Source organism: Nocardia sp. NPDC055321, assembly GCF_053645575.1.
Genome location: NZ_JBSHMS010000021.1, coordinates 35,291 through 53,152, shown reverse-complemented (window position 1 = coordinate 53,152; position 17,862 = coordinate 35,291). Strand labels below are relative to the sequence as shown.

At 69.6% G+C, this 17,862-nt stretch carries 16 protein-coding genes; 7 read left to right on the top strand and 9 right to left on the bottom strand.

What is annotated here, in order from left to right; genetic code table 11:
• Position 1: 1 nt before the first annotated feature.
• From ACWIGI_RS30085 to ACWIGI_RS30070, 4 genes are all read right to left on the bottom strand, one after another.
• On the bottom strand, positions 2 to 703 hold the full coding sequence (locus tag ACWIGI_RS30085; protein WP_454205992.1) for a response regulator: 702 nt from the start codon (positions 701 to 703) through the stop codon (positions 2 to 4).
• Positions 700 to 3,261, bottom strand: coding sequence for an ATP-binding protein (locus ACWIGI_RS30080; RefSeq protein ID WP_454205990.1), 2,562 nt, complete (start codon positions 3,259 to 3,261; stop codon positions 700 to 702). The genes ACWIGI_RS30085 and ACWIGI_RS30080 overlap by 4 nt, the downstream gene beginning before the upstream one ends.
• Positions 3,258 to 3,410 carry a hypothetical protein gene (locus tag ACWIGI_RS30075; protein WP_454205988.1) on the bottom strand — a complete coding sequence of 51 codons (153 nt, stop codon included), beginning with the start codon at positions 3,408 to 3,410 and terminating at the stop codon, positions 3,258 to 3,260. The genes ACWIGI_RS30080 and ACWIGI_RS30075 overlap by 4 nt, the downstream gene beginning before the upstream one ends.
• Before the next feature lie 112 nt (positions 3,411 to 3,522).
• Positions 3,523 to 4,230 (bottom strand): hypothetical protein, encoded by a 708-nt coding sequence (locus ACWIGI_RS30070; RefSeq protein ID WP_454205986.1) that lies wholly within the window; start codon positions 4,228 to 4,230, stop codon positions 3,523 to 3,525.
• Positions 4,231 to 4,416: 186 nt separating this feature from the next.
• Here ACWIGI_RS30070 and ACWIGI_RS30065 point away from each other — a divergent pair, with 186 nt between their 5' ends.
• Genes ACWIGI_RS30065 through ACWIGI_RS30045 form a run of 5 tightly spaced genes read left to right on the top strand, consistent with a single transcriptional unit; the run spans position 4,417 to position 9,337 of the window.
• Positions 4,417 to 4,554: a hypothetical protein gene (locus tag ACWIGI_RS30065; RefSeq protein ID WP_454205984.1), complete on the top strand. Its 138-nt coding sequence runs from the start codon at positions 4,417 to 4,419 to the stop codon at positions 4,552 to 4,554.
• On the top strand, positions 4,551 to 4,637 hold the full coding sequence (gene kdpF, locus ACWIGI_RS30060; protein ID WP_454206118.1) for a K(+)-transporting ATPase subunit F: 87 nt from the start codon (positions 4,551 to 4,553) through the stop codon (positions 4,635 to 4,637). The genes ACWIGI_RS30065 and kdpF overlap by 4 nt, the downstream gene beginning before the upstream one ends.
• Positions 4,638 to 6,308, top strand: a complete 1,671-nt coding sequence (gene kdpA, locus ACWIGI_RS30055) for a potassium-transporting ATPase subunit KdpA (protein WP_454205982.1) — start codon at positions 4,638 to 4,640, stop codon at positions 6,306 to 6,308. It abuts the gene before it with no gap.
• A 1-nt stretch (position 6,309) separates the two neighbouring features.
• Positions 6,310 to 8,457, top strand: a complete 2,148-nt coding sequence (gene kdpB, locus ACWIGI_RS30050) for a potassium-transporting ATPase subunit KdpB (RefSeq protein WP_454205980.1) — start codon at positions 6,310 to 6,312, stop codon at positions 8,455 to 8,457.
• Position 8,458: 1 nt separating this feature from the next.
• Positions 8,459 to 9,337: a potassium-transporting ATPase subunit C gene (locus ACWIGI_RS30045; RefSeq protein WP_454205978.1), complete on the top strand. Its 879-nt coding sequence runs from the start codon at positions 8,459 to 8,461 to the stop codon at positions 9,335 to 9,337.
• A 74-nt stretch (positions 9,338 to 9,411) separates the two neighbouring features.
• Here the strand turns inward: ACWIGI_RS30045 and ACWIGI_RS30040 are convergent, their stop codons facing one another.
• Both ACWIGI_RS30040 and ACWIGI_RS30035 read right to left on the bottom strand, forming a co-directional pair.
• Complete coding sequence (locus tag ACWIGI_RS30040) at positions 9,412 to 10,947, bottom strand: substrate-binding domain-containing protein (protein WP_454205976.1); 1,536 nt, start codon at positions 10,945 to 10,947, stop codon at positions 9,412 to 9,414.
• A 139-nt stretch (positions 10,948 to 11,086) separates the two neighbouring features.
• Positions 11,087 to 13,183 carry an acyltransferase family protein gene (locus tag ACWIGI_RS30035; protein WP_454205975.1) on the bottom strand — a complete coding sequence of 699 codons (2,097 nt, stop codon included), beginning with the start codon at positions 13,181 to 13,183 and terminating at the stop codon, positions 11,087 to 11,089.
• Positions 13,184 to 13,562: 379 nt separating this feature from the next.
• On the opposite strand from ACWIGI_RS30035, the gene ACWIGI_RS30030 reads away from it, so the two are divergent.
• Positions 13,563 to 14,102: an AAA family ATPase gene (locus tag ACWIGI_RS30030; RefSeq protein ID WP_454205973.1), complete on the top strand. Its 540-nt coding sequence runs from the start codon at positions 13,563 to 13,565 to the stop codon at positions 14,100 to 14,102.
• 75 nt (positions 14,103 to 14,177) lie between these two features.
• Here ACWIGI_RS30030 and ACWIGI_RS30025 read toward each other — a convergent pair whose 3' ends face one another.
• The 3 genes from ACWIGI_RS30025 to ACWIGI_RS30015 form a co-directional block, all read right to left on the bottom strand.
• Positions 14,178 to 14,615, bottom strand: coding sequence for a carboxymuconolactone decarboxylase family protein (locus ACWIGI_RS30025; RefSeq protein WP_454205971.1), 438 nt, complete (start codon positions 14,613 to 14,615; stop codon positions 14,178 to 14,180).
• A 214-nt stretch (positions 14,616 to 14,829) separates the two neighbouring features.
• A complete protein-coding gene (locus tag ACWIGI_RS30020) occupies positions 14,830 to 15,954 on the bottom strand; it encodes an acyl-CoA dehydrogenase family protein (RefSeq protein ID WP_454206116.1) in 1,125 nt (374 codons plus the stop codon).
• 2 nt (positions 15,955 to 15,956) lie between these two features.
• The gene (locus tag ACWIGI_RS30015; protein WP_454205969.1) at positions 15,957 to 17,189 is read right to left on the bottom strand and encodes an acyl-CoA dehydrogenase family protein; all 1,233 of its coding nucleotides are present in this window, start codon (positions 17,187 to 17,189) and stop codon (positions 15,957 to 15,959) included.
• A 166-nt stretch (positions 17,190 to 17,355) separates the two neighbouring features.
• Between ACWIGI_RS30015 and ACWIGI_RS30010 the strand changes: the two genes are divergently transcribed.
• Positions 17,356 to 17,787, top strand: a complete 432-nt coding sequence (locus ACWIGI_RS30010; RefSeq protein ID WP_454205967.1) for a DUF1707 SHOCT-like domain-containing protein — start codon at positions 17,356 to 17,358, stop codon at positions 17,785 to 17,787.
• Positions 17,788 to 17,862: the final 75 nt, after the last annotated feature.

Genomic DNA, 17,862 nt, shown 5'->3' with positions numbered 1-17,862 from the left:
CTCAGGGCTGGAACCGGTACCCCATGCCCGCCTCGGTCAGCAGATGTTTGGGCTGCGACGGGTCGTCCTCGAGCTTGCGCCGCAACTGCGCGAGATACACGCGCAGGTAGTGCGTCTCGGTGGCATAGGACGGCCCCCAGACCTCGCGCAGGATCTCGCGCCGGCCCACCAGCTTGCCGCGATTGCGCACCAGCATCTCGAGCATGCCCCACTCGGTGGGCGTCAGGTGCACGTCGCGGCCCGCCTTGGTGACCTTCTTCGCGGCGAGATCGACCGTGAAGGAGGCGGTTTCGACGATCGGCTCGACCGCGTCGGTGCCGGTGGCCGAGCGCCGGACCGCCGCGCGCAGCCGCGCCAGCAGCTCGTCCATGCCGAAGGGCTTGGTGACGTAGTCGTCCGCGCCCGCGTCCAGGGCCTCCACCTTGTCGGAGGAATCGGTGCGGGCCGAGAGCACGATGACCGGGGTGCTGGTCCACCCGCGCAGCCCGGCCAGCACCTCGATGCCGTCCATGTCCGGCAGGCCCAGGTCCAGGATCACCACGTCCGGGTGCTTCTCCGCGGCCGCGCGCAGGGCCGCCGCGCCGGTGGCGGCGGTGGTGACCTCGTACCCGCGCACCGACAGGTTGATCCGCAGTGCGCGCAGGATCTGTGGTTCGTCGTCGACCACCAGGACCTTGGTCGGCGCGGGCGCCGCGTTCGTCACTCGTTCTCCTGTTCGTCGCAGGCGGCCAGGTCGATGACCATGGTCAGACCGCCGCCGGGGGTGGGTTCGGCGTGTACGGCGCCGCCCATGGCGTCCACGAAACCGCGCACCACCGACAGGCCGAGTCCGACGCCGGTGGAATTGTCGCGATCGCCGAGCCGCTGGAACGGCTCGAAGAGCTGGTCCTCCATACCGCTGGGCACGCCGGGCCCGTTGTCGGACACGGTGATCGCGACCCGCCGCCCGGTGCGCTCGGCGACCACCCGCACGGGCGCGGCGGCGGGGGAGTACCGCACGGCGTTGTCGATGAGATTGGCCAGCACCCGCTCCAGCAGCCCGGCGTCGGCGCGCACGCACACCGAGTCCACGGCGACCTCGACGCGCCGCATCGCCGTGCGCCGCAGGCCGCGCGTGCCCATACCCATGAGCGCGTGGTGCACGACCTCGTCCAGGTAGACCCGGCGCAGCTGCGGCCGCACCACCCCGGCGGCCAGGCGCGAGGAGTCGAGCAGGTTGCCGACCAGGGTGGTGAGCTGATCCACCGATTCCTCGATGGTCTCGAGGAGTTCGGCGGTGTCCTCGGGCGAGAACTCCACGTCGTGGCTGCGCAGGCTCGACACCGACGCCTTAGCCGCGGCCAGCGGGGTGCGCAGATCATGGCTCACCGCCGAGAGCAGCGCGCGGCGCAGCTTGTCCGCCTCCAGAACCGCTTGCGCCGCACCGGCTTCGGCCTGCAGGCGCTGGCGCTGCACCAGTCCCGCCGCCTGGTCGGCGACCGCGCCGAGCACGAGCCGATCACCCGCGGTGACCGGGCGCCCGCGCAGCAGCAGCCGGTGCGTGTCGTCGCCCGCCTCCACCACGGTCTCGCCGGCGGCCGCGACGCGCGGGGGATTCTCGCCCACCGAGGCCACGATCCACGGTTCGAACCCGTCGCGCGCGTCCGCGCCCGGTTCGCGGGCCTCGGCCTCGTGCTCGGTCCCCGCGTCCTCGATCAGGCTGACCGCGTCCTGCCGGAAGGTCTCGCGCACCCGTTCCAGCAGCGCGGGCAGATCCGCCCCGCGCAGCACCGAGCCCGCGAACAGCGTCAGCAGCTCGGCCTGGCGGGAAGCCTTGCGCGCCTCCCGGCTTCGTTTCGCCGCCACGTCGACCAGCGCGGAGACCGCGACCGCGACCACGAGCAGCACCACGATGGTCAGGAAGTTGTCGAGTTCGGCGACGGTGAGACTGTGCCGCGGCGTGGTGAAGAACCAGTTCAGCAGCAGCCCCGACAGCAGGGCGGACAGCACCGCCGGTGCGATGCCGCCGAACAGCGCCACCGCGACGACGCCGATGAAGAACACCGCGCTCTCCCCGCCCAGGGCCAGCCAGCGATCGAGCCACAGCGCGGTGACGCCGCAGATGATCCACGGCACGCCGATCGCCGCGATCCAGGCGCTGAGCGCGCCCTCGCGGCGGGTCGGCGGGCGCAGGCGCAGGCCCCGCGCGGCCTCCTCGTGGGTGACCATGTGCACGTCGATCTTTCCCGACCGCTGCACCACCCGCGCCCCGATGCCCTCGTCCAGGGCGCGGGCCCAGCGCGAGCGCCGCGAGGTGCCCAGCACCAGCTGGGTGGCGTTGATCTGGCGGGCGAAGTCCAGCAGCGCCCCGGGCACGTCGTCACCGGTGACGGTGTGCAGCGCGGTGTCCAGGCCGGTCGCCAGGTCGCGTAGCCGGGTGAGCCGCTGCGGGGAGACCCCGGCCAGGCCGTCGCCCCGGACCACGTGCACGACAACCAGTTCCGCGCTGGATTTGGCCGCGATCCGACTCGCGCGCCGGACCAGCGTCTCGGATTCGGGGCCGCCGGTCACCGCGACCACGAGGCGTTCGCGCGCCTCCCAGATATCGGTGATCCGGTGGTCCGCACGGTATTTGGCGAGCGCCGCGTCGACCTGGTCGGCCAGCCACAGCAGCGCCAGTTCGCGCAGCGCGGTCAGGTTGCCGGGCCGGAAGTAGTTCCGCAGCGCCGCGTCGACCTTGGTGGCCGCGTACACGTTGCCGTGGGAGAGCCTGCGCCGCAGGGCTTCCGGGGTGATGTCGACCAGTTCGACCTGATCGGCGCCGCGTACCACCCGGTCCGGCACGGTCTCGCGCTGCACCACCCCGGTGATCTGCTCGACCACGTCGTTGAGGCTCTCGAGATGCTGCACGTTGACCGTGGACACGACGTCTATGCCGGCGTCGAGCAGCTCCTGGACGTCCTGCCAGCGCTTCTCGTTCTTGCTGCCGGGCACGTTGGTGTGCGCGAGCTCGTCCACCAGCACGACCGCGGGCGCGCGGCGCAGCACCGCGGGCACGTCCAGCTCCGGCATGGCCGCGCCGCGGTACTCGATCAGCCGGGGCGGGATTCGCTCGATGCCCTCGAGCAGTTCCGCGGTCTTGGACCTGCCGTGCGTCTCCACGACCGCGGCCACCACGTCGCGCCCGCGTTCGAGGCGCCGATGTGCTTCGGAGAGCATCGCGAAGGTCTTGCCCACCCCCGGCGCCGCGCCGAGATAGATGCGGAGTTGGCCGCGCTTCACTTGTCCGGCGTGGCGCGGTGCGCGGGTAGTTCCGGGCGGGCGGGGCGTACGCGCGCGGGGCGCGGCCCGGTCGTGGCCAGGACGCGCAGCATCAGCGCGACGCTCAGAAAACCGAATATCACCAGCATTGCGTAAGCGATGTCCGGCACAGTGTCTCCTCGAATGGTTCCGTTCGGCCCGATCCGAGCCGATGTCCGGATTCGGGCGGGTTCTCCCTGTTTACCGGCGCGCGACCCGCGGACGGCAGTCCTGACGGTTTCTTTACGGGCGCGCGCCCGATGTTGACGGTATCGATCCGGCCGGGGCGAGCAGGGTGGCCTCGGTCCAGTTCGCGGGGGCGGGCCCGAAGGTCTTGCGCCCGTTGGCGATAACGGCCCGGCCGAGTGCGTGATTGCCGACGCCTCCGATCACCGCGCCGATGCCGGCGGGCAGCACCTTGCCGAACATCAGCACACCGCGCTTGATGATGAATCCGGCGATGAACCGCCGCGCCATGGCGTTGTCGATGTTGCGCACGATCGGGAGCTTGTCGGCCACGGTCGAGGCCCAGTCCCGGGCGGATTGGCTCGCGCTCTTGCCGAGCATCTCCGCCCCGCCCTCGCCCAGGACGACGCCGACCACGAGCGTGCGGCGCTGCTTGGGCTGCAGCTTGTCCATGCCGTGCACCGCGCCCACCGAGGCCGCGTACAGCGCGGAAGCCTCCAGGAAGAACACCGATTCCACACCGCTGACCGCCAGTCCGACCAGGGTGCCGACCCCCGGGACCGCCGCGCTCAGCCCGGCGAGCGTGCCGCTGGTGGTGACCAGGGCGAGGTACCGCCAGCGCAGCCCCTGCTCGATGTCCTCGGGGGAGCGGCTCGGATGCTTGCGGCGCAGCCGGGCGACGTACTTCGCTGCCAGCGGAACCTGGACGCCCGTACCGCCGCGGACCGCCAATTCCATGGACTTCTGTACAGCGCGTTCGAACATCGCGGTCCCTTCGGTCACGGCTCGCGCCGGATCGCGAGCCTGGTCCTGACGGTTTCCTTACGGTTTCACGCCGGGACTCGACAGTTCCCCCCGACACTCCGGGCAAACCTGTAAACGGAGCGTCAAGGCGGTGATCCGCACCGCAAAGAAGTCGTCAAGGACCTCGTCCGGGCGCACGGCAGCGGTTTGACTCACTCGGTCGCGGCTCGTGATCGCGGCATCCAGAGAGAGGTTTCGAACATGTCCGTCGTGGTGTTCACCGTGCTGACCGTGGCGATTTTCGCCCTGCTCGGCCTGATCCAGCGCGGGGTGGAACGGCTGTGACGCAGAACGTCATCGGTCTCGTTCTGGCCGTCGGCATCGCCGTCTTCCTGATCGCGGCGCTGCTGTTCCCGGAAAGGTTCTGAGTGAGCACGACAACAGCGGGGATCGTCTTCGCGGCGACCCTGGTCCTGGCGCTGGCTCTCGTACATGTGCCGCTGGGCGACTACATGTTCCGGGTGTACAGCGGCACCAAGCATTCCCGAGCCGAGCGCGGCATCTACCGCGTCATCGGCGTACAGCCCGGCGTCGAGCAGACCTGGGCCGTCTACGCGCGCAGCGTGCTCGCCTTCTCCGCGGTGAGCATCCTGTTCCTGTTCTTCTTCCAGTTGCTCCAGGGCAAATTGCCGCTGCACCTGAACGACCCGGCCACCGAGATGACCCCGGCCCTGGCCTGGAACACCGCGGTCAGCTTCGTCACCAACACCAACTGGCAGAACTACTCCGGTGAATCGACCCAGGGCCACCTGGTGCAGATGGCCGGACTCGCGGTGCAGAACTTCGTCTCCTCGGCGGTCGGCATCGCTGTCGCCATGGCGCTCGTGCGCGGCTTCGCCCGCAGGCACACCGGCGATCTCGGCAACTTCTGGGTGGATCTTGTGAGGGGAACCATCCGGATTCTGCTGCCGCTCGCCTTCGTGTTCGCGGTCGTCCTCGTCGCCGGTGGCGTGATCCAGAACTTCCAGTTGCACGACGAGGTGGCATCCACCATCGCCGGTGGGTCGCAGACCATTCCGGGCGGACCGGTCGCGAGCCAGGAGGTCATCAAGGAACTCGGCACCAACGGCGGCGGCTTCTACAACGCGAACTCCGCGCATCCGTTCGAGAACCCGAACTCCTGGACCAACTGGCTGGAGATCTTCCTGCTGCTGGTGATCTCCTTCTCGCTGCCGCGCACCTTCGGCCGCATGGTCGGCAGCAAGAAGCAGGGTTTCGCGATCGTTGCGGTCATGGGCGCCATCGCCCTGGGCAGCACGTTCCTGACCAACCTGTTCCAGCTGCAGCATCACGGCACCGTGCCCACCGCCATCGGATCCTCGCTCGAGGGCGTGGAAACCCGCTTCGGCGTGTCGAATTCGGCGACCTTCGCCTCGGCGACGACGCTGACCTCCACCGGCGCGGTGGACTCGTTCCACGACTCGTACACGAGTCTCGGCGGCATGATGACCATGTTCAACATGCAGCTCGGCGAGGTCGCGCCGGGCGGCACCGGCTCGGGTCTGTACGGCATGCTGATCCTGGCGATCATCACGGTCTTCGTCGCCGGGCTCATGGTCGGCCGCACCCCGGAGTATCTGGGCAAGAAGATCACCCCGCGCGAGATCAAACTGGCCGCGAGCTACTTCCTGATCAGCCCGCTCCTCGTGCTGGTCGGCACCGCCGTCGCCATGGCCATGCCGGGGCAACGGGCGAGTATGGCCAACTCCGGACCGCACGGGCTCTCGGAAGTGCTCTACGCCTTCACCTCCGCCGCCAACAACAACGGTTCGGCCTTCGCCGGCCTGTCCGGCAATACCGAGTGGTACAACACCGCGCTCGGACTGGCCATGGTGTTCGGCCGCTTCCTGCCGATCATCTTCGTTCTCGCACTGGCCGGTTCGCTGGCACAGCAGGGCACGACCCCCGAATCGATCGGCACGCTCCCGACCCATCGGCCGCAGTTCGTGGGCATGGTCGTCGGCGTGACCCTCATCCTGGTCGCCCTGACCTTCCTGCCCGCGCTCGCGCTCGGGCCGCTCGCCGAAGGAATCCACTGACATGTCTGCTCCCACTATCGAACCGGGAACGACGGCCGCGGCCGAACCGACCGAGGGACGGGTCTCCAGCGGACTGTTCGATCCGCAATTGCTGCTGAAGTCGTTGCCGGACGCCTTCCGCAAACTGGATCCGCGCGCCCTGTGGCGCAATCCCGTCATGCTGATCGTCGAGATCGGCGCGGCGTACTCCACGGTGCTGGCCATCGCCGACCCGTCCTTCTTCGGCTGGGCCATCGTCGTATGGCTCTGGGCGACGGTGCTTTTCGCCAATCTCGCCGAGGCCGTCGCCGAGGGCCGCGGCAAAGCGCAGGCCGACACCCTGCGCAAGGCCAAGACCGACACCGTCGCGCGCAGGCTGGCGAACTGGTCGCCGGGCGCGCGGGTGGTCGAGGAGCGGGTGGCCGCGGTCGATCTGCAGCGCGGTGACTTCGTGGTCGTGGAGGCCGGTCAGGTCATCCCGGGCGACGGCGATGTCGTGGAAGGCATTGCCTCGGTGGACGAATCGGCCATCACCGGCGAATCCGCGCCGGTGATCCGGGAGTCCGGCGGCGACCGTTCCGCGGTCACCGGCGGCACCACCGTGCTGTCCGACCGCGTGGTCGTCAAGATCACCCAGGAGCCGGGCAAGAGCTTCATCGACAAGATGATCGCGCTCGTGGAGGGCGCGAGCCGGCAGAAGACGCCGAACGAGATCGCGCTGAACATCCTGCTCGCGGCGCTCACGATCATCTTCGTGTTCGCCGTGGTCACCCTGCAGCCGCTGGCCATCTACTCCAAGACGAGCCTGCCCGGCGTGCCGGACAGCATCGCCATCGACGGCAACGGCATCAGCGGCATCGTCATGGTCTCGCTGCTGGTGTGCCTGATCCCGACCACCATCGGCGCGCTGCTGTCGGCCATCGGCATCGCCGGAATGGACCGGCTGGTGCAGCGCAACGTGCTCGCCATGTCCGGCCGCGCGGTCGAGGCCGCGGGCGATGTGAACACCCTGCTGCTGGACAAGACCGGCACCATCACCCTGGGCAATCGCCAGGCGTCGGCCTTCGTGGCCATGCCGGGCGTGAGCGAGGACGAGATCGCCGACGCGGCACAGCTTTCCAGCCTCGCCGACGAGACGCCCGAGGGCCGCTCGATCGTGGTGTACGCCAAGACCGCGTACAACAAGCGCGAACGCACCCCCGGTGAGCTGACCGGGGCCACCTGGGTGGAATTCACCGCCCAGACCCGCATGTCGGGTGTGGACCTGGCCGACAAGCATCAGCTGCGCAAGGGCGCGGCCAGTGCGGTGACCGAATGGGTGCGTCAGCACGACGGTTCGGTTCCGGCCGAACTCGGGCAGGCTGTCGACGGTATCTCGGCCTCGGGCGGCACGCCGCTGGTGGTCGCCGAGCTCGAGGACGGCACCGCCAGACTGCTCGGCGTCATCCACCTCAAGGATGTGGTCAAGCAGGGCATGCGCGAACGGTTCGACGAAATGCGCCGCATGGGCATCCGCACCGTCATGATCACCGGCGACAATCCCTTGACCGCCAAGGCGATCGCCGACGAGGCGGGCGTGGACGACTTCCTCGCCGAGGCCACGCCGGAGGACAAGCTGGCGCTGATCAAGCAGGAGCAGGCCGGTGGCCGGCTGGTCGCCATGACCGGCGACGGCACCAACGACGCGCCCGCGCTCGCCCAGGCGGACGTCGGCGTGGCCATGAACACCGGCACCTCGGCCGCCAAAGAGGCGGGCAACATGGTCGATCTGGACTCGGACCCGACCAAGCTCATCGAGATCGTGGAGATCGGCAAACAGCTGCTCATCACCCGCGGCGCGCTGACGACGTTCTCGATCGCCAACGACATCGCCAAGTACTTCGCGATCATCCCCGCGCTGTTCGTGCCGCTGTTCCCGGGCCTGGACCTGCTCAACGTCATGCGCCTGTCGAGCCCGCAGTCCGCGATCCTGTCCGCGGTCATCTTCAACGCGATCGTCATCGTGCTGTTGATCCCGCTGGCGCTGCGCGGGGTGGCCTACCGCCCCGCCGCGGCCTCGAAACTGTTGAGCCGCAATCTCGCCGTGTACGGGGTGGGCGGCATCATCGCCCCGTTCATCGGCATCAAGCTCATCGACCTCGCCGTCCAATTCCTCCCCGGGATGTCCTGATATGCGTATGTCAACCTGGATCCGGCAGCACGTGGCCGCGCTGCGCGCACTGCTCGTGCTCACGGTGATCACCGGAATCGTCTATCCGCTGGCGGTTTTCGCGGTCGCGCAGCTGCCCGGACTGAAGAACAACGCGGATGGCTCGCTCATCGAAGTGGATGGGAAGACCGTCGGCTCCAGCCTGATCGGCCAGCTGTTCACCGACGCCGACGGCAACGTGCTCACCCAGTACTTCCAGAGCCGCCCGTCCGTGGCCGGCGACGGGTACGACCCGCTCTCCACCGCCGCGAGCAACGCCGGTCCCGAGAGCATCGTGGACAGCGCGCCCGATTCCACCGGACTGCTGACCACGGTCTGCGCCCGCAGTAGGGCGGTCGCCGAACTCGAAGGCGTGGACGGGAATCGGCCGTTCTGCACCCCGGGCGGCGTCGGTGCGGTGCTCTCGGTCATCGGACCGCGCGAGGCCGACGGCGAGGTCGAACACCCCACGAAGGTGGTGAGCGTCAACGAGTTCTGCTCGGTGACCACCGCGCCCTTCCTGGCCGAGTACAAGGGCGTGCAGGTCGAATGCGCCGCCGACGGCGCGGACTACTCCGTCGGCCGCATCGTCCCCATTCGTGGTGACGCGCCCGATCGCTCGGCCGTGCCGCCGGACGCCGTCACCGCCAGTGGCAGCGGCCTGGATCCGCACATCTCCCCGGAGTACGCGGCCATCCAGATCGACCGGGTGGCACGGGCCCGCGGGGTCTCGCCCGAGCAGGTGCGCGACCTCGTCGACGAGCACACCGCGGGCCGCACCCTGGGCTTCCTGGGCGAGCCGCGCGTCAACGTGGTCGAACTCAATCTCGACCTCGACGGCACGTTCCCGTTCCGGAGCTGAACGATTCCGGTGCCGGCCGGGACGCGCGCCACGGTTGCCTCACGAACGAGGACGGCCGTGGCGCGCGGACGTTTTCACCGTCCGGGCGCACACCCGGTCGGATCGGGTAGCTCGGCGCAGGGCGTGTTGCCGTGCGCGCGCAGGACATCCTTGCCGACGCCGTCGGTGAGAAAGCGCAGGAACGCGGCCGCCGCGGAATCGGCGGGCACCTCGCCGTAGGAGTAGGCGTACTCGACGGCCCAGAACGGGTAGGCGCCCGACAGCACGTGTTCGCGGGTCGCCGCCCGACCGCCCAGGGGCACCGTCCGCACACCGGAAGCCTGTGCCGCGTCGGCGGATTCGCTGTAGCCGATCGCGCCCGGCAGTTCCGCGACGGTCGCGAGCATGTCCCGCGTGACCGGAACCTCGCAGAAGGCGGGTCCGGGCGGATTGGTGGCCAGGACCGCGCGGCAGCTCGTGGCCGGCGGCGCGGCGGGCTGATCGCCACCGAGCACCCGGCTCCGGAAGGCTTCGCGCGTACCCGAACCCAGCGCCCGCTGCACCACCCGCACCGGCAGATCGGCGCCGCCGAGCAGCCGCCAATTGTCGATCCGCCCGGCGTAGAGGTCCCGGACCTGCTGTACCGACAGATCTTTCACGTTCACGCCCGGATGGGTGATCATCGCGAACTGCGACAGCGCCAGCGCGCGGGGCAGCAGCGCCGGATAGCCCTCGCCCTTGGGCCCGTCGGTGATCGCCAGCAGCGCGGAGTTGTCCTTACCCTCCTTGTCCAGACGGGTCAGGCCGCGTTCGCTGCCGTCGAACTCGAGGGTGAAAGTCGCCTTGGCACAGCGCTTCCGGTAGGAGGCGACCGCGTCGCGCAGCACCGGTTCGAACGCGGACGAGCCCACGACGGTGAGATTGCCGCGCCCGCAGTCCGCGGTGGCCGCGGAATCGTCCGAGCCGAGCCCGACCGCGAACTGGACCGCGATCACCACCACCAGGAACCCGATCAGCGCCAGCAGCCGGGGCGAAATGCCGGTGCTGCTGCGGGATTCCACCGCGCGCCCGCCTCGAATCCGGGCCTGCACGGTCGGGGCCGGATAGTCGCCCGCGCCCGCGCTGCGCTGCAGGATCGCCAGGATCTTGTAGTGGTCACCGCGATTCATCGGCACCCGGGGCAGGTCGATGACGCCCACCCGCCGCGCGGTGTCCTCCCGCGCGCCGATCCCGGTGCCCGGGCGCAGGCAATCGCCCATCCCCGAGTCGCTCAGTTCGGTGACCGCCATCCCGATGACGCGCCGGTGCGGGAAGCTGATGTGCACCCCGACCCGTTCCCCTTCGGGCACAGCGTAATCCGCGGCGTCGATGGTGGTCGCGCCGTTGTTCTCGATGCGCATGAGCACCACCGACAGGTCGTGCAGATCCGGCGCCGCGGCACCGCCGTCCGGCCGCAACTGCGGCAGCACGCCCGGGAACACCGACTCGATCTCACCGGTGACCGGTGTATCCATCTGCACCCGGTAGCCCAGGCGCCGGCGGCCCACGAACACGAACTCCCACACGAACGCCATGATCGGCACCGCGATGCCGATGAGCGCCAGCACGATCTCGATCGGAAACCCGCCCACTGTGCCCCTCCACCCGGGCTCGCGTGCCCGGCTCCGGTGCCGCGAACGCCCGCGCCCGCGACGGGGCGCCGAGCCGATGCCGGGCGTGCCCCGAATTACCCGGAACGGACGATATCAGTTGCCGGGCAGGGGAGTTGGGTCACCACCAGCCGAGAATGGGCCGCAATTGCCGTTCGAGTTCCGGGGCCAGGGAACGGGCGTAGGTGGCGGTGAGGTGGTGCTCGTCGTGGTAGACCAGCACATTGCCCTCCACGACCGCGCAGACTTCGGGTTCGCAGATCGCGTCATTGAGATCGAGGGGGTAGACGTCGGGGTATTTCTCCGCGGGCCCGGCGGCCGGATTCACCGCCGAAATGGCGTCCGGGCGTTTCATGCCGCAATCCACGCGATTTCCGCCCGAGGCCAGGCAATCGATGGCGCGGTAGCGAATTCCGTCGCGGCGCAGCCACGGGGTATCGCGCATCGCCAGCACGTGCAGACCCCGTTTATTGAGCGCGGACCACACATCCAGATAATCCTGCGGCGTCTCGTCGCCGCCGCTGTCGGCGGGCCGGGTGCCGGTGGTGAAGACCCAGTCCGGCCGTTGTTCGCCGAGCCGTTCGATGACCTCGTGTGACCAATCCCGGCAGTCCGGATTGCGCTGGCCCTTGTACATCGGCTCCTCGGCCACGGTGAGCGGGCAGCCCATCTTCAGGTAGACGGTGAGCTGGAACCGGTAGCGCTCGGCCAGCACCTGCAGCGCCGGGATCCAGTGCTCGGCATGGGAATTGCCCGCCACCGCGATGGTGCGCTGCGCGTTCGGGTCGCCGTAGGAACAGGTGATGACCGACCGGGTGTCGAAGTCGGCGATGCAGCCGTCCCGGGTGGGATAGGCGATATCGGCCGGCGCCTCCTGGATGGTCGGGCGCATCGGCGCGCGCGGCACCAGCGCCCGGTCGGTCAGCGCGAGCGCGCCCGGATACTTCGCGGGATCGAGGTGCCCGACGGCCTGGGCCTTGGCGCCGTTGGTCCACTGCCAGGTGATGGTCGAGGCCAGCAGCAGCACCCCGATCGTGCTCACGGCAGCGCCGATCAGCAGGCGCGGGCGCGCCCCGATGGTCGGCCGCGCGCGCACCCGCAGCGGCTCCTCCACGAAGCGCTGGGTCAGGTAGGCCAGCACGAGCGAGACCACGATGATGAGCAGACCACCGAGCGGGCCGGCCTCGCGTTCGTGCCGTTCGCCGAGGTAGAAGATGAGCAGCGGCCAGTGCCACAGGTACAGCGCGTACGCGAACGCGCCGAGCCGCACCGCGGGCGCGGTGGCCAGCATCCGGTTGATCCACGGCTGGGTGGCGGTGTTCAATCCGGCTCCGGCCAGCACCAGCGCGACCGTCGCGGTCACCGGCAGCAGGGCCGCGGGCCCGGGGAACTGGGCCGAGCCGTTCACCAGCCAGCCGCACGCCACGATCGCGGCGATACCGGTCCAGGCGAAGATCTCCCGGACCACGCGCGGCAGGCGCAGCAGGGGCGCGGTGATCGCCAGCAACGCGCCGGTGAGCGGTTCCCACGCGCGGGCGAAGGTGTCGTAGTAGTTCCAGCCCTGCTGGGTCACGACCCCGTCGGCGGCGTACCAGAACGACGCGATCGCCGCGGCGGCGAAGATCACGCCCAGGGTCAGGCGCAGCCGGCCCTCGTGCCCGATCCGGCGGCACGCCCACGCCGTCAGCGCGATTACCAGCAGCAACGCCAGGTAGCACTGGCCCTGCACCGACATCGACCACAGGTGCTGCAGCGGGCTCACCGAGGGATCCGCGGCCAGGTAGTCCGACCACGACAGGGCCAGATACCAGTTCTGGTAGTAGCCCAGCGAGGCCAGGGTCTGCGCGCCGATGTCCGACCAGCGGGTGTGCGGGAGCAGCGCGACGGTGGCGATGACCACCGCGGCGAGCACCACGACCATCGCGGGCAGCAGCCTGCGCAGGGTGCGGCGCAGCGTCGTCAACACCCCGATGCCGCCGCTGTCGCCGCGGCGCAACAGCATGCCGGTGAAGAAGAATCCGGACAGCACCAGGAAGACGTCGACACCGCCCGAGACCCGCCCGAACCAGATGTGGAAGACCACGACCAGGGCGATGGCCACCCCGCGCAATCCGTCCAGATCCACTCGATAGCCGCCGGTACCGTGCGCCGTGGGCGCGGCGTCCGCGGCCCGCTCCGGCGTCGTCGATGAGGGTTGATCAGTACTGGATATGGACATGGCGGCGACCATTGTCGTATCGGATGCGTGAAAACTCCCAATCGCCACACGGAACTTGACCCGAATGTGGCCTTGATCGCGGAATCCGGCGAGAACGCATGTTTTCGCGCGATTGGGGTACGCATACCGCGCGAGCCGGTACGGTGGCGCGCTCGGCCACCGCCCGCCGCCGTACCGGGCTCGTCGGACAACCCGAGCCGGGCCAGCAGCCGGGCAGCATTCCCATTCGCACCGCCGGCGCCACGACACCGATATTCCCCGCCCGGCGCCCGACTATGCACGCGAACGGGAAACCCGGATTCCGCGGCGGCGAATACCGCCCGCGCCGAATGGGTTTCCGCACGGAAAAGCGCGGCCGGAACTGTAATAAGCTCGGTGGGTGCGGCGGATTCTGGTATCGGGTATTTCGGGGGCGGGAAAGACCACACTCGCCGCGGCGTTATCGGAGCTATTGGAGCTGCCCCACCACGAGCTCGACGCGTTGCACCACGGCCCCGGCTGGGTCAAGCGGGCCGAATTCGAAAGCGATGTCGCGGGATTCGCCGCGGGCGACCGCTGGGTCACCGAGGACCAGTACGTCGGTCTGGTCGGTGAGCTGCTGTGGTCGCGCGCGGACACCCTGATCTGGCTCGATCTACCCCGCCCGACCGTCATGCGCCGGGTGGTGCGGCGCTCGTTCGGCCGCGCGCTGCTGCGCCGAGAGTTGTGGAACGGCAATCGCGAATCGTTCCGGAACTGGCTCGACGCCGATCACCCGATTCGCTGGGCCTGGTCCCGGCACGCCTACCGCCGGGCGCGGACCGCGGACCGGATCACGCGATTCCCCCACCTGTGGGTGGTGCGCCTGCGCACCGCGGCCGAGGCGGACCGCTGGCTGGCGGAACAGCGCGCGCTGCGCGCGGCCGAACCGGAAGCCTGACCCACTGTGCCCCCTGAACGCATCCGGACCCGGCCGATCGGCCGGGTCCGGATGCGCGGGAACCGCTTTCGCGGCTCAGTCGCCCTCGTACAGGCGCAGCGGAACGCCGAGGCGGTTCCACATGTTGATCTGCGCGGTGATGGCGACCAGCCCCGCGCGCTGACCCTCGTCGAAGTTCTTCTCGACCTGTTCCCAGATCTCATCGCTGACCCCGTGCACGCCGAGTTCGGTTGCGGCCTCGGCGTATTCGAGGGCGGCGCGCTCGGGCGCGGTGAACAGGTCCGATTCCCGCCAGGCGGGCAGGTGGTTGATACGCCGCTCGGTCTCGCCCTCCTTGCGCGCCTCGGTGGTGTGCATCTCGATGCAGAAGAGGCACCGGTTGATCTGGCTGACCCGGATCTTCACCAGTTCGCGGACCACGGCGTCGAGCGGTCCGCGGCGGATCGCGGCCTCGGCGGCCAGCCAGCCCTTGTAGACCTCGGGAGCGGCTTCGAACATATTCAAACGTGACATGGGCTCGTTCCTTCGCTGCTGTTCCGGTCGGTACAACTCTTGGACGAGACGGGCGCCCCGGACGTGACGGGGGCGCCGGTGTGTGACCGGTCACAGTCTTCCCGGCCGGGGTGAACGCACAACGGCCGGGTTCGACGGGCAGCGACGCCCCATCGAACCCGGCCGCCGCGGCCCCACCCCTCGGGGCCGCGGTCGATAACCGTGGTTCGGGCGGTTACGACCGGGTCAGTGCGGCATAGCGCGCGGTGTGATGCGCGGTGGTGCCGAATTCGTACTGCACCGCGGTGAGCCGCTTGAAGAAGTGGCCGATGGCCAGCTCCTCGGTCATGCCCATGGCGCCGTGCAACTGCACCGCCTCCTGGCCGATCAGGCGCGCGGCCCGGCCGATGGTGGCCTTGGCGGCCGCGGCGGCCTTGGCCCGCTCGGCCGGTTCCGCACCCAGCTTCAGGGTCACCAGATACGTTGCGGCGATGGCCTGTTCGAGTTCCAGGTGCATGTTCACCATGCGATGCTGCAGCGCCTGGAAGCTGGCGATCGGAACGCCGAACTGCTGGCGCTGCTTGGTGTACTCGACGGTCTCGGCGACCACCCGGCGCATCGCGCCGACCGCTTCGGCGCAGACCGCGGCGATGGCCTCGTCGATCGTGGCCGCGATCGCCTCGTCCGCGCGTTCGAGCAGCAGCGCGTCCGCGGGCAGGCGCAGTTCGTCGAAGCTCAGATCGGCGGCCTGGCGCTCGTCGATCGTGCGGAAGGGCTGCGCGCGCAGCCCGGCGGGCGGTGCGGCGGGATCGACGTCGACGACGAACAGCGCGTTCTCGCCGTCGATCCGGGCCGTCACCAGCAGGTGGGTGGCCAGCGGCGCCGAGGTCACCACGGTCTTGGCGCCGGTGAGCACCCAGCCGTCGCCGTCGCGGCGCGCGGTGGTGGCGACCCGGGTGTAGTGGTAGCCCGAATCCGCTTCCAGCGCCGCGAATCCGGTGATGACCGCGCCCTCGGCGATACCGGACAGCAGGTCCTCTGCCCGCTTGCCTTCGGCGCGGCCCAGCAGGCCGCCGCCGATCACCACGGTGTCGACGTACGGCTCCACGACCAGCGCCGCGCCCAGCGCCTCCGCGATGACCATGATCTCGACGGGCCCGCCGCCGATGCCGCCGACCGCTTCCGGCAGGGCCGCGCCCAGGATCCCGACCTCCTCGGCCAGCGAGCGCCACAGTTCGGGCTGCCAGCCCGCGCCGACGCGGGCCGCGGCCCGGCTCGGTTCGAGGTGATAACGCGCGGCGAGGAATTCCGTGACGGTGTCGCGGAGCAGTTCTTGTTCGGCGGTGAAGGAGAAGTCCATGGTCACAGTCCCAGGGTGGCTTTGGCGATGATGTTGCGCTGGATCTCGTTGCTGCCGGCGTAGATGGAACCGGCGCGGTCGTTGAAGTAGCGCAGCGGGGCGACCGCCTGCCACTCGTCACCGCTGACGAAACCGTCCGCGGGCGGGGTGAAATCGGCGATCGGACCGCCGGGCATGGTGGCGTGCGGCTGGTAGGCGCGCCCGCGCGGACCCGCCGCCTCCAGGGCCAGTTCGGTGAGCGCCTGGCTCAGCTCGGTGCCGAGGATCTTGATGGTGGAGGCTGCAGGGCCCGGATCCTTGCCGCTGGAAACCAGTGCGAGGGTGCGGTATTCGAGGATCTCCAGCACGTCCGCGCGCAGCCGCGCGTCGGCGAGCTTGGCCGCGAACGCCGGATCGTCGATCAGCACGCCGCCGCCGGGCGCGACCTGGGTCCGGGCGGCCTGCGCCAGCTCCTCGGCCATGACCTGCAGGGCCGGGGCCGCCGCGCCGCCGCCGCGCTCGAAGTTGAGCAGGAACTTGGCCACGGTCCAGCCGTCGTCGATCTGCCCGAGCACGTTGGCCTTGGGCACCCGCACCTGATCGAAGAACACCTGGTTCTGCACCTGCTCGCCGGAGGTCATGACCAGCGGGCGAATCTCGATGCCGGGCGCGTCCATCCGCATCAGCACGAAGGTGATGCCCTGCTGCTTCTTGGCCTGCTTGGAGGTGCGCACGAGCGCGAAGATCCAGTTGGCCTCGGTGGCATGGGTCGTCCAGATCTTGGAACCGGTGACCACCAGGTCGTCGCCGTCGTCGACCGCCGCCATGGACAGCGAGGCCAGGTCCGAGCCGGCCTCGGGCTCGGAGTAGCCCTGGCAGAAGAAGACCTCGCCGGTGAGGATGCGGGGAAGGAAGAAATCCTTCTGCTCGGCGGTGCCGAACGCCATGATGGCGTGCGAGACCATGCGAATTCCCATGGGGGACAGGTTCGGCGCTCCCGCGAGGGTGCACTCGCGCCCGAAGATGTAGTGCTGGGTCAGGCTCCAGTCGCAGCCGCCGTACTTCACCGGCCACGCCGGCGCGGCCCAGCCGCGCGCGTGCAGGATGTGCTGCCACTCCATGCTGGCCTCGTGGTCCGGGTAGACGCTGGTGGCCAGGCGTCCGGCGCGGCGTATTTCCGGGGTCAGATTCTCATCGAGGAAGTGGCGCACCTCATCGCGAAACGCCAGATCACCGGTCGACCAGTCGAGGTCCACGAATACTCCTTGTGCGAAGAACTGAACCCCACCATCTCATTGCGTCACCCCTGCTGGCAAATGTGCTGGCACCCGCCTTCACTTGCCGTCCTTGACATTCCATAGTGGAGGAATATCCTGGGTGTATTCACGTTCCATTGTGGAACATGATCGGGAGGATTCAGAGATGGACATCACCGCCGGAACCCGCGCCTCCGACGCCGAACGCGCCGAAGTGGCCGAACTGCTGGGCCGTCACATGAGCCAGGGCCGGCTGGACCCCGGCGAATACAACGAGCGACTGGGCCTGGTCTACGGGACCGCGACCCGCGAGGACCTGCGGCTGGTGCTCAGCGACCTGCCCGCCCTCACCGAGCCCCCGCGCGCGAGCGTGACATCGGGTCGCCTGCCCATCTGGCAGCGCATCGAGGGCGGCGCCTGGCTCGGGGTGAGCGTGCTCGTCCTGCTGATCTGGGCCGCGATCTCGATCGGGACCGGCGGCCTCACCTACTTCTGGCCGGCCTGGGTCATCGGCCCCTGGGGTGCGGTGCTCGTCTTCCGCGTCCTCACTGGCTGGGAAGCCGGCGCCGGGAGGCGGGTCCACGGCTGCGCTCGATGAGCCCGCAGCCCGGATCGAACCCACCCGAAACGGGTGGTCTACACAACGAAGAACGGCGTCCCGATGTACACGGGA

Coding starts and splice junctions, on each gene's coding strand:
- ACWIGI_RS30070 (WP_454205986.1), bottom strand. CDS start 4,230: ATGTTCGAACGCGCTGTACAGAAGTCCATGGAATTGGCGGTCCGCGGC.
- kdpB (WP_454205980.1), top strand. CDS start 6,310: ATGTCTGCTCCCACTATCGAACCGGGAACGACGGCCGCGGCCGAACCG.
- ACWIGI_RS30045 (WP_454205978.1), top strand. CDS start 8,459: ATGCGTATGTCAACCTGGATCCGGCAGCACGTGGCCGCGCTGCGCGCA.
- ACWIGI_RS30035 (WP_454205975.1), bottom strand. CDS start 13,183: ATGTCCATATCCAGTACTGATCAACCCTCATCGACGACGCCGGAGCGG.
- ACWIGI_RS30025 (WP_454205971.1), bottom strand. CDS start 14,615: ATGTCACGTTTGAATATGTTCGAAGCCGCTCCCGAGGTCTACAAGGGC.
- ACWIGI_RS30020 (WP_454206116.1), bottom strand. CDS start 15,954: ATGGACTTCTCCTTCACCGCCGAACAAGAACTGCTCCGCGACACCGTC.
- ACWIGI_RS30010 (WP_454205967.1), top strand. CDS start 17,356: ATGGACATCACCGCCGGAACCCGCGCCTCCGACGCCGAACGCGCCGAA.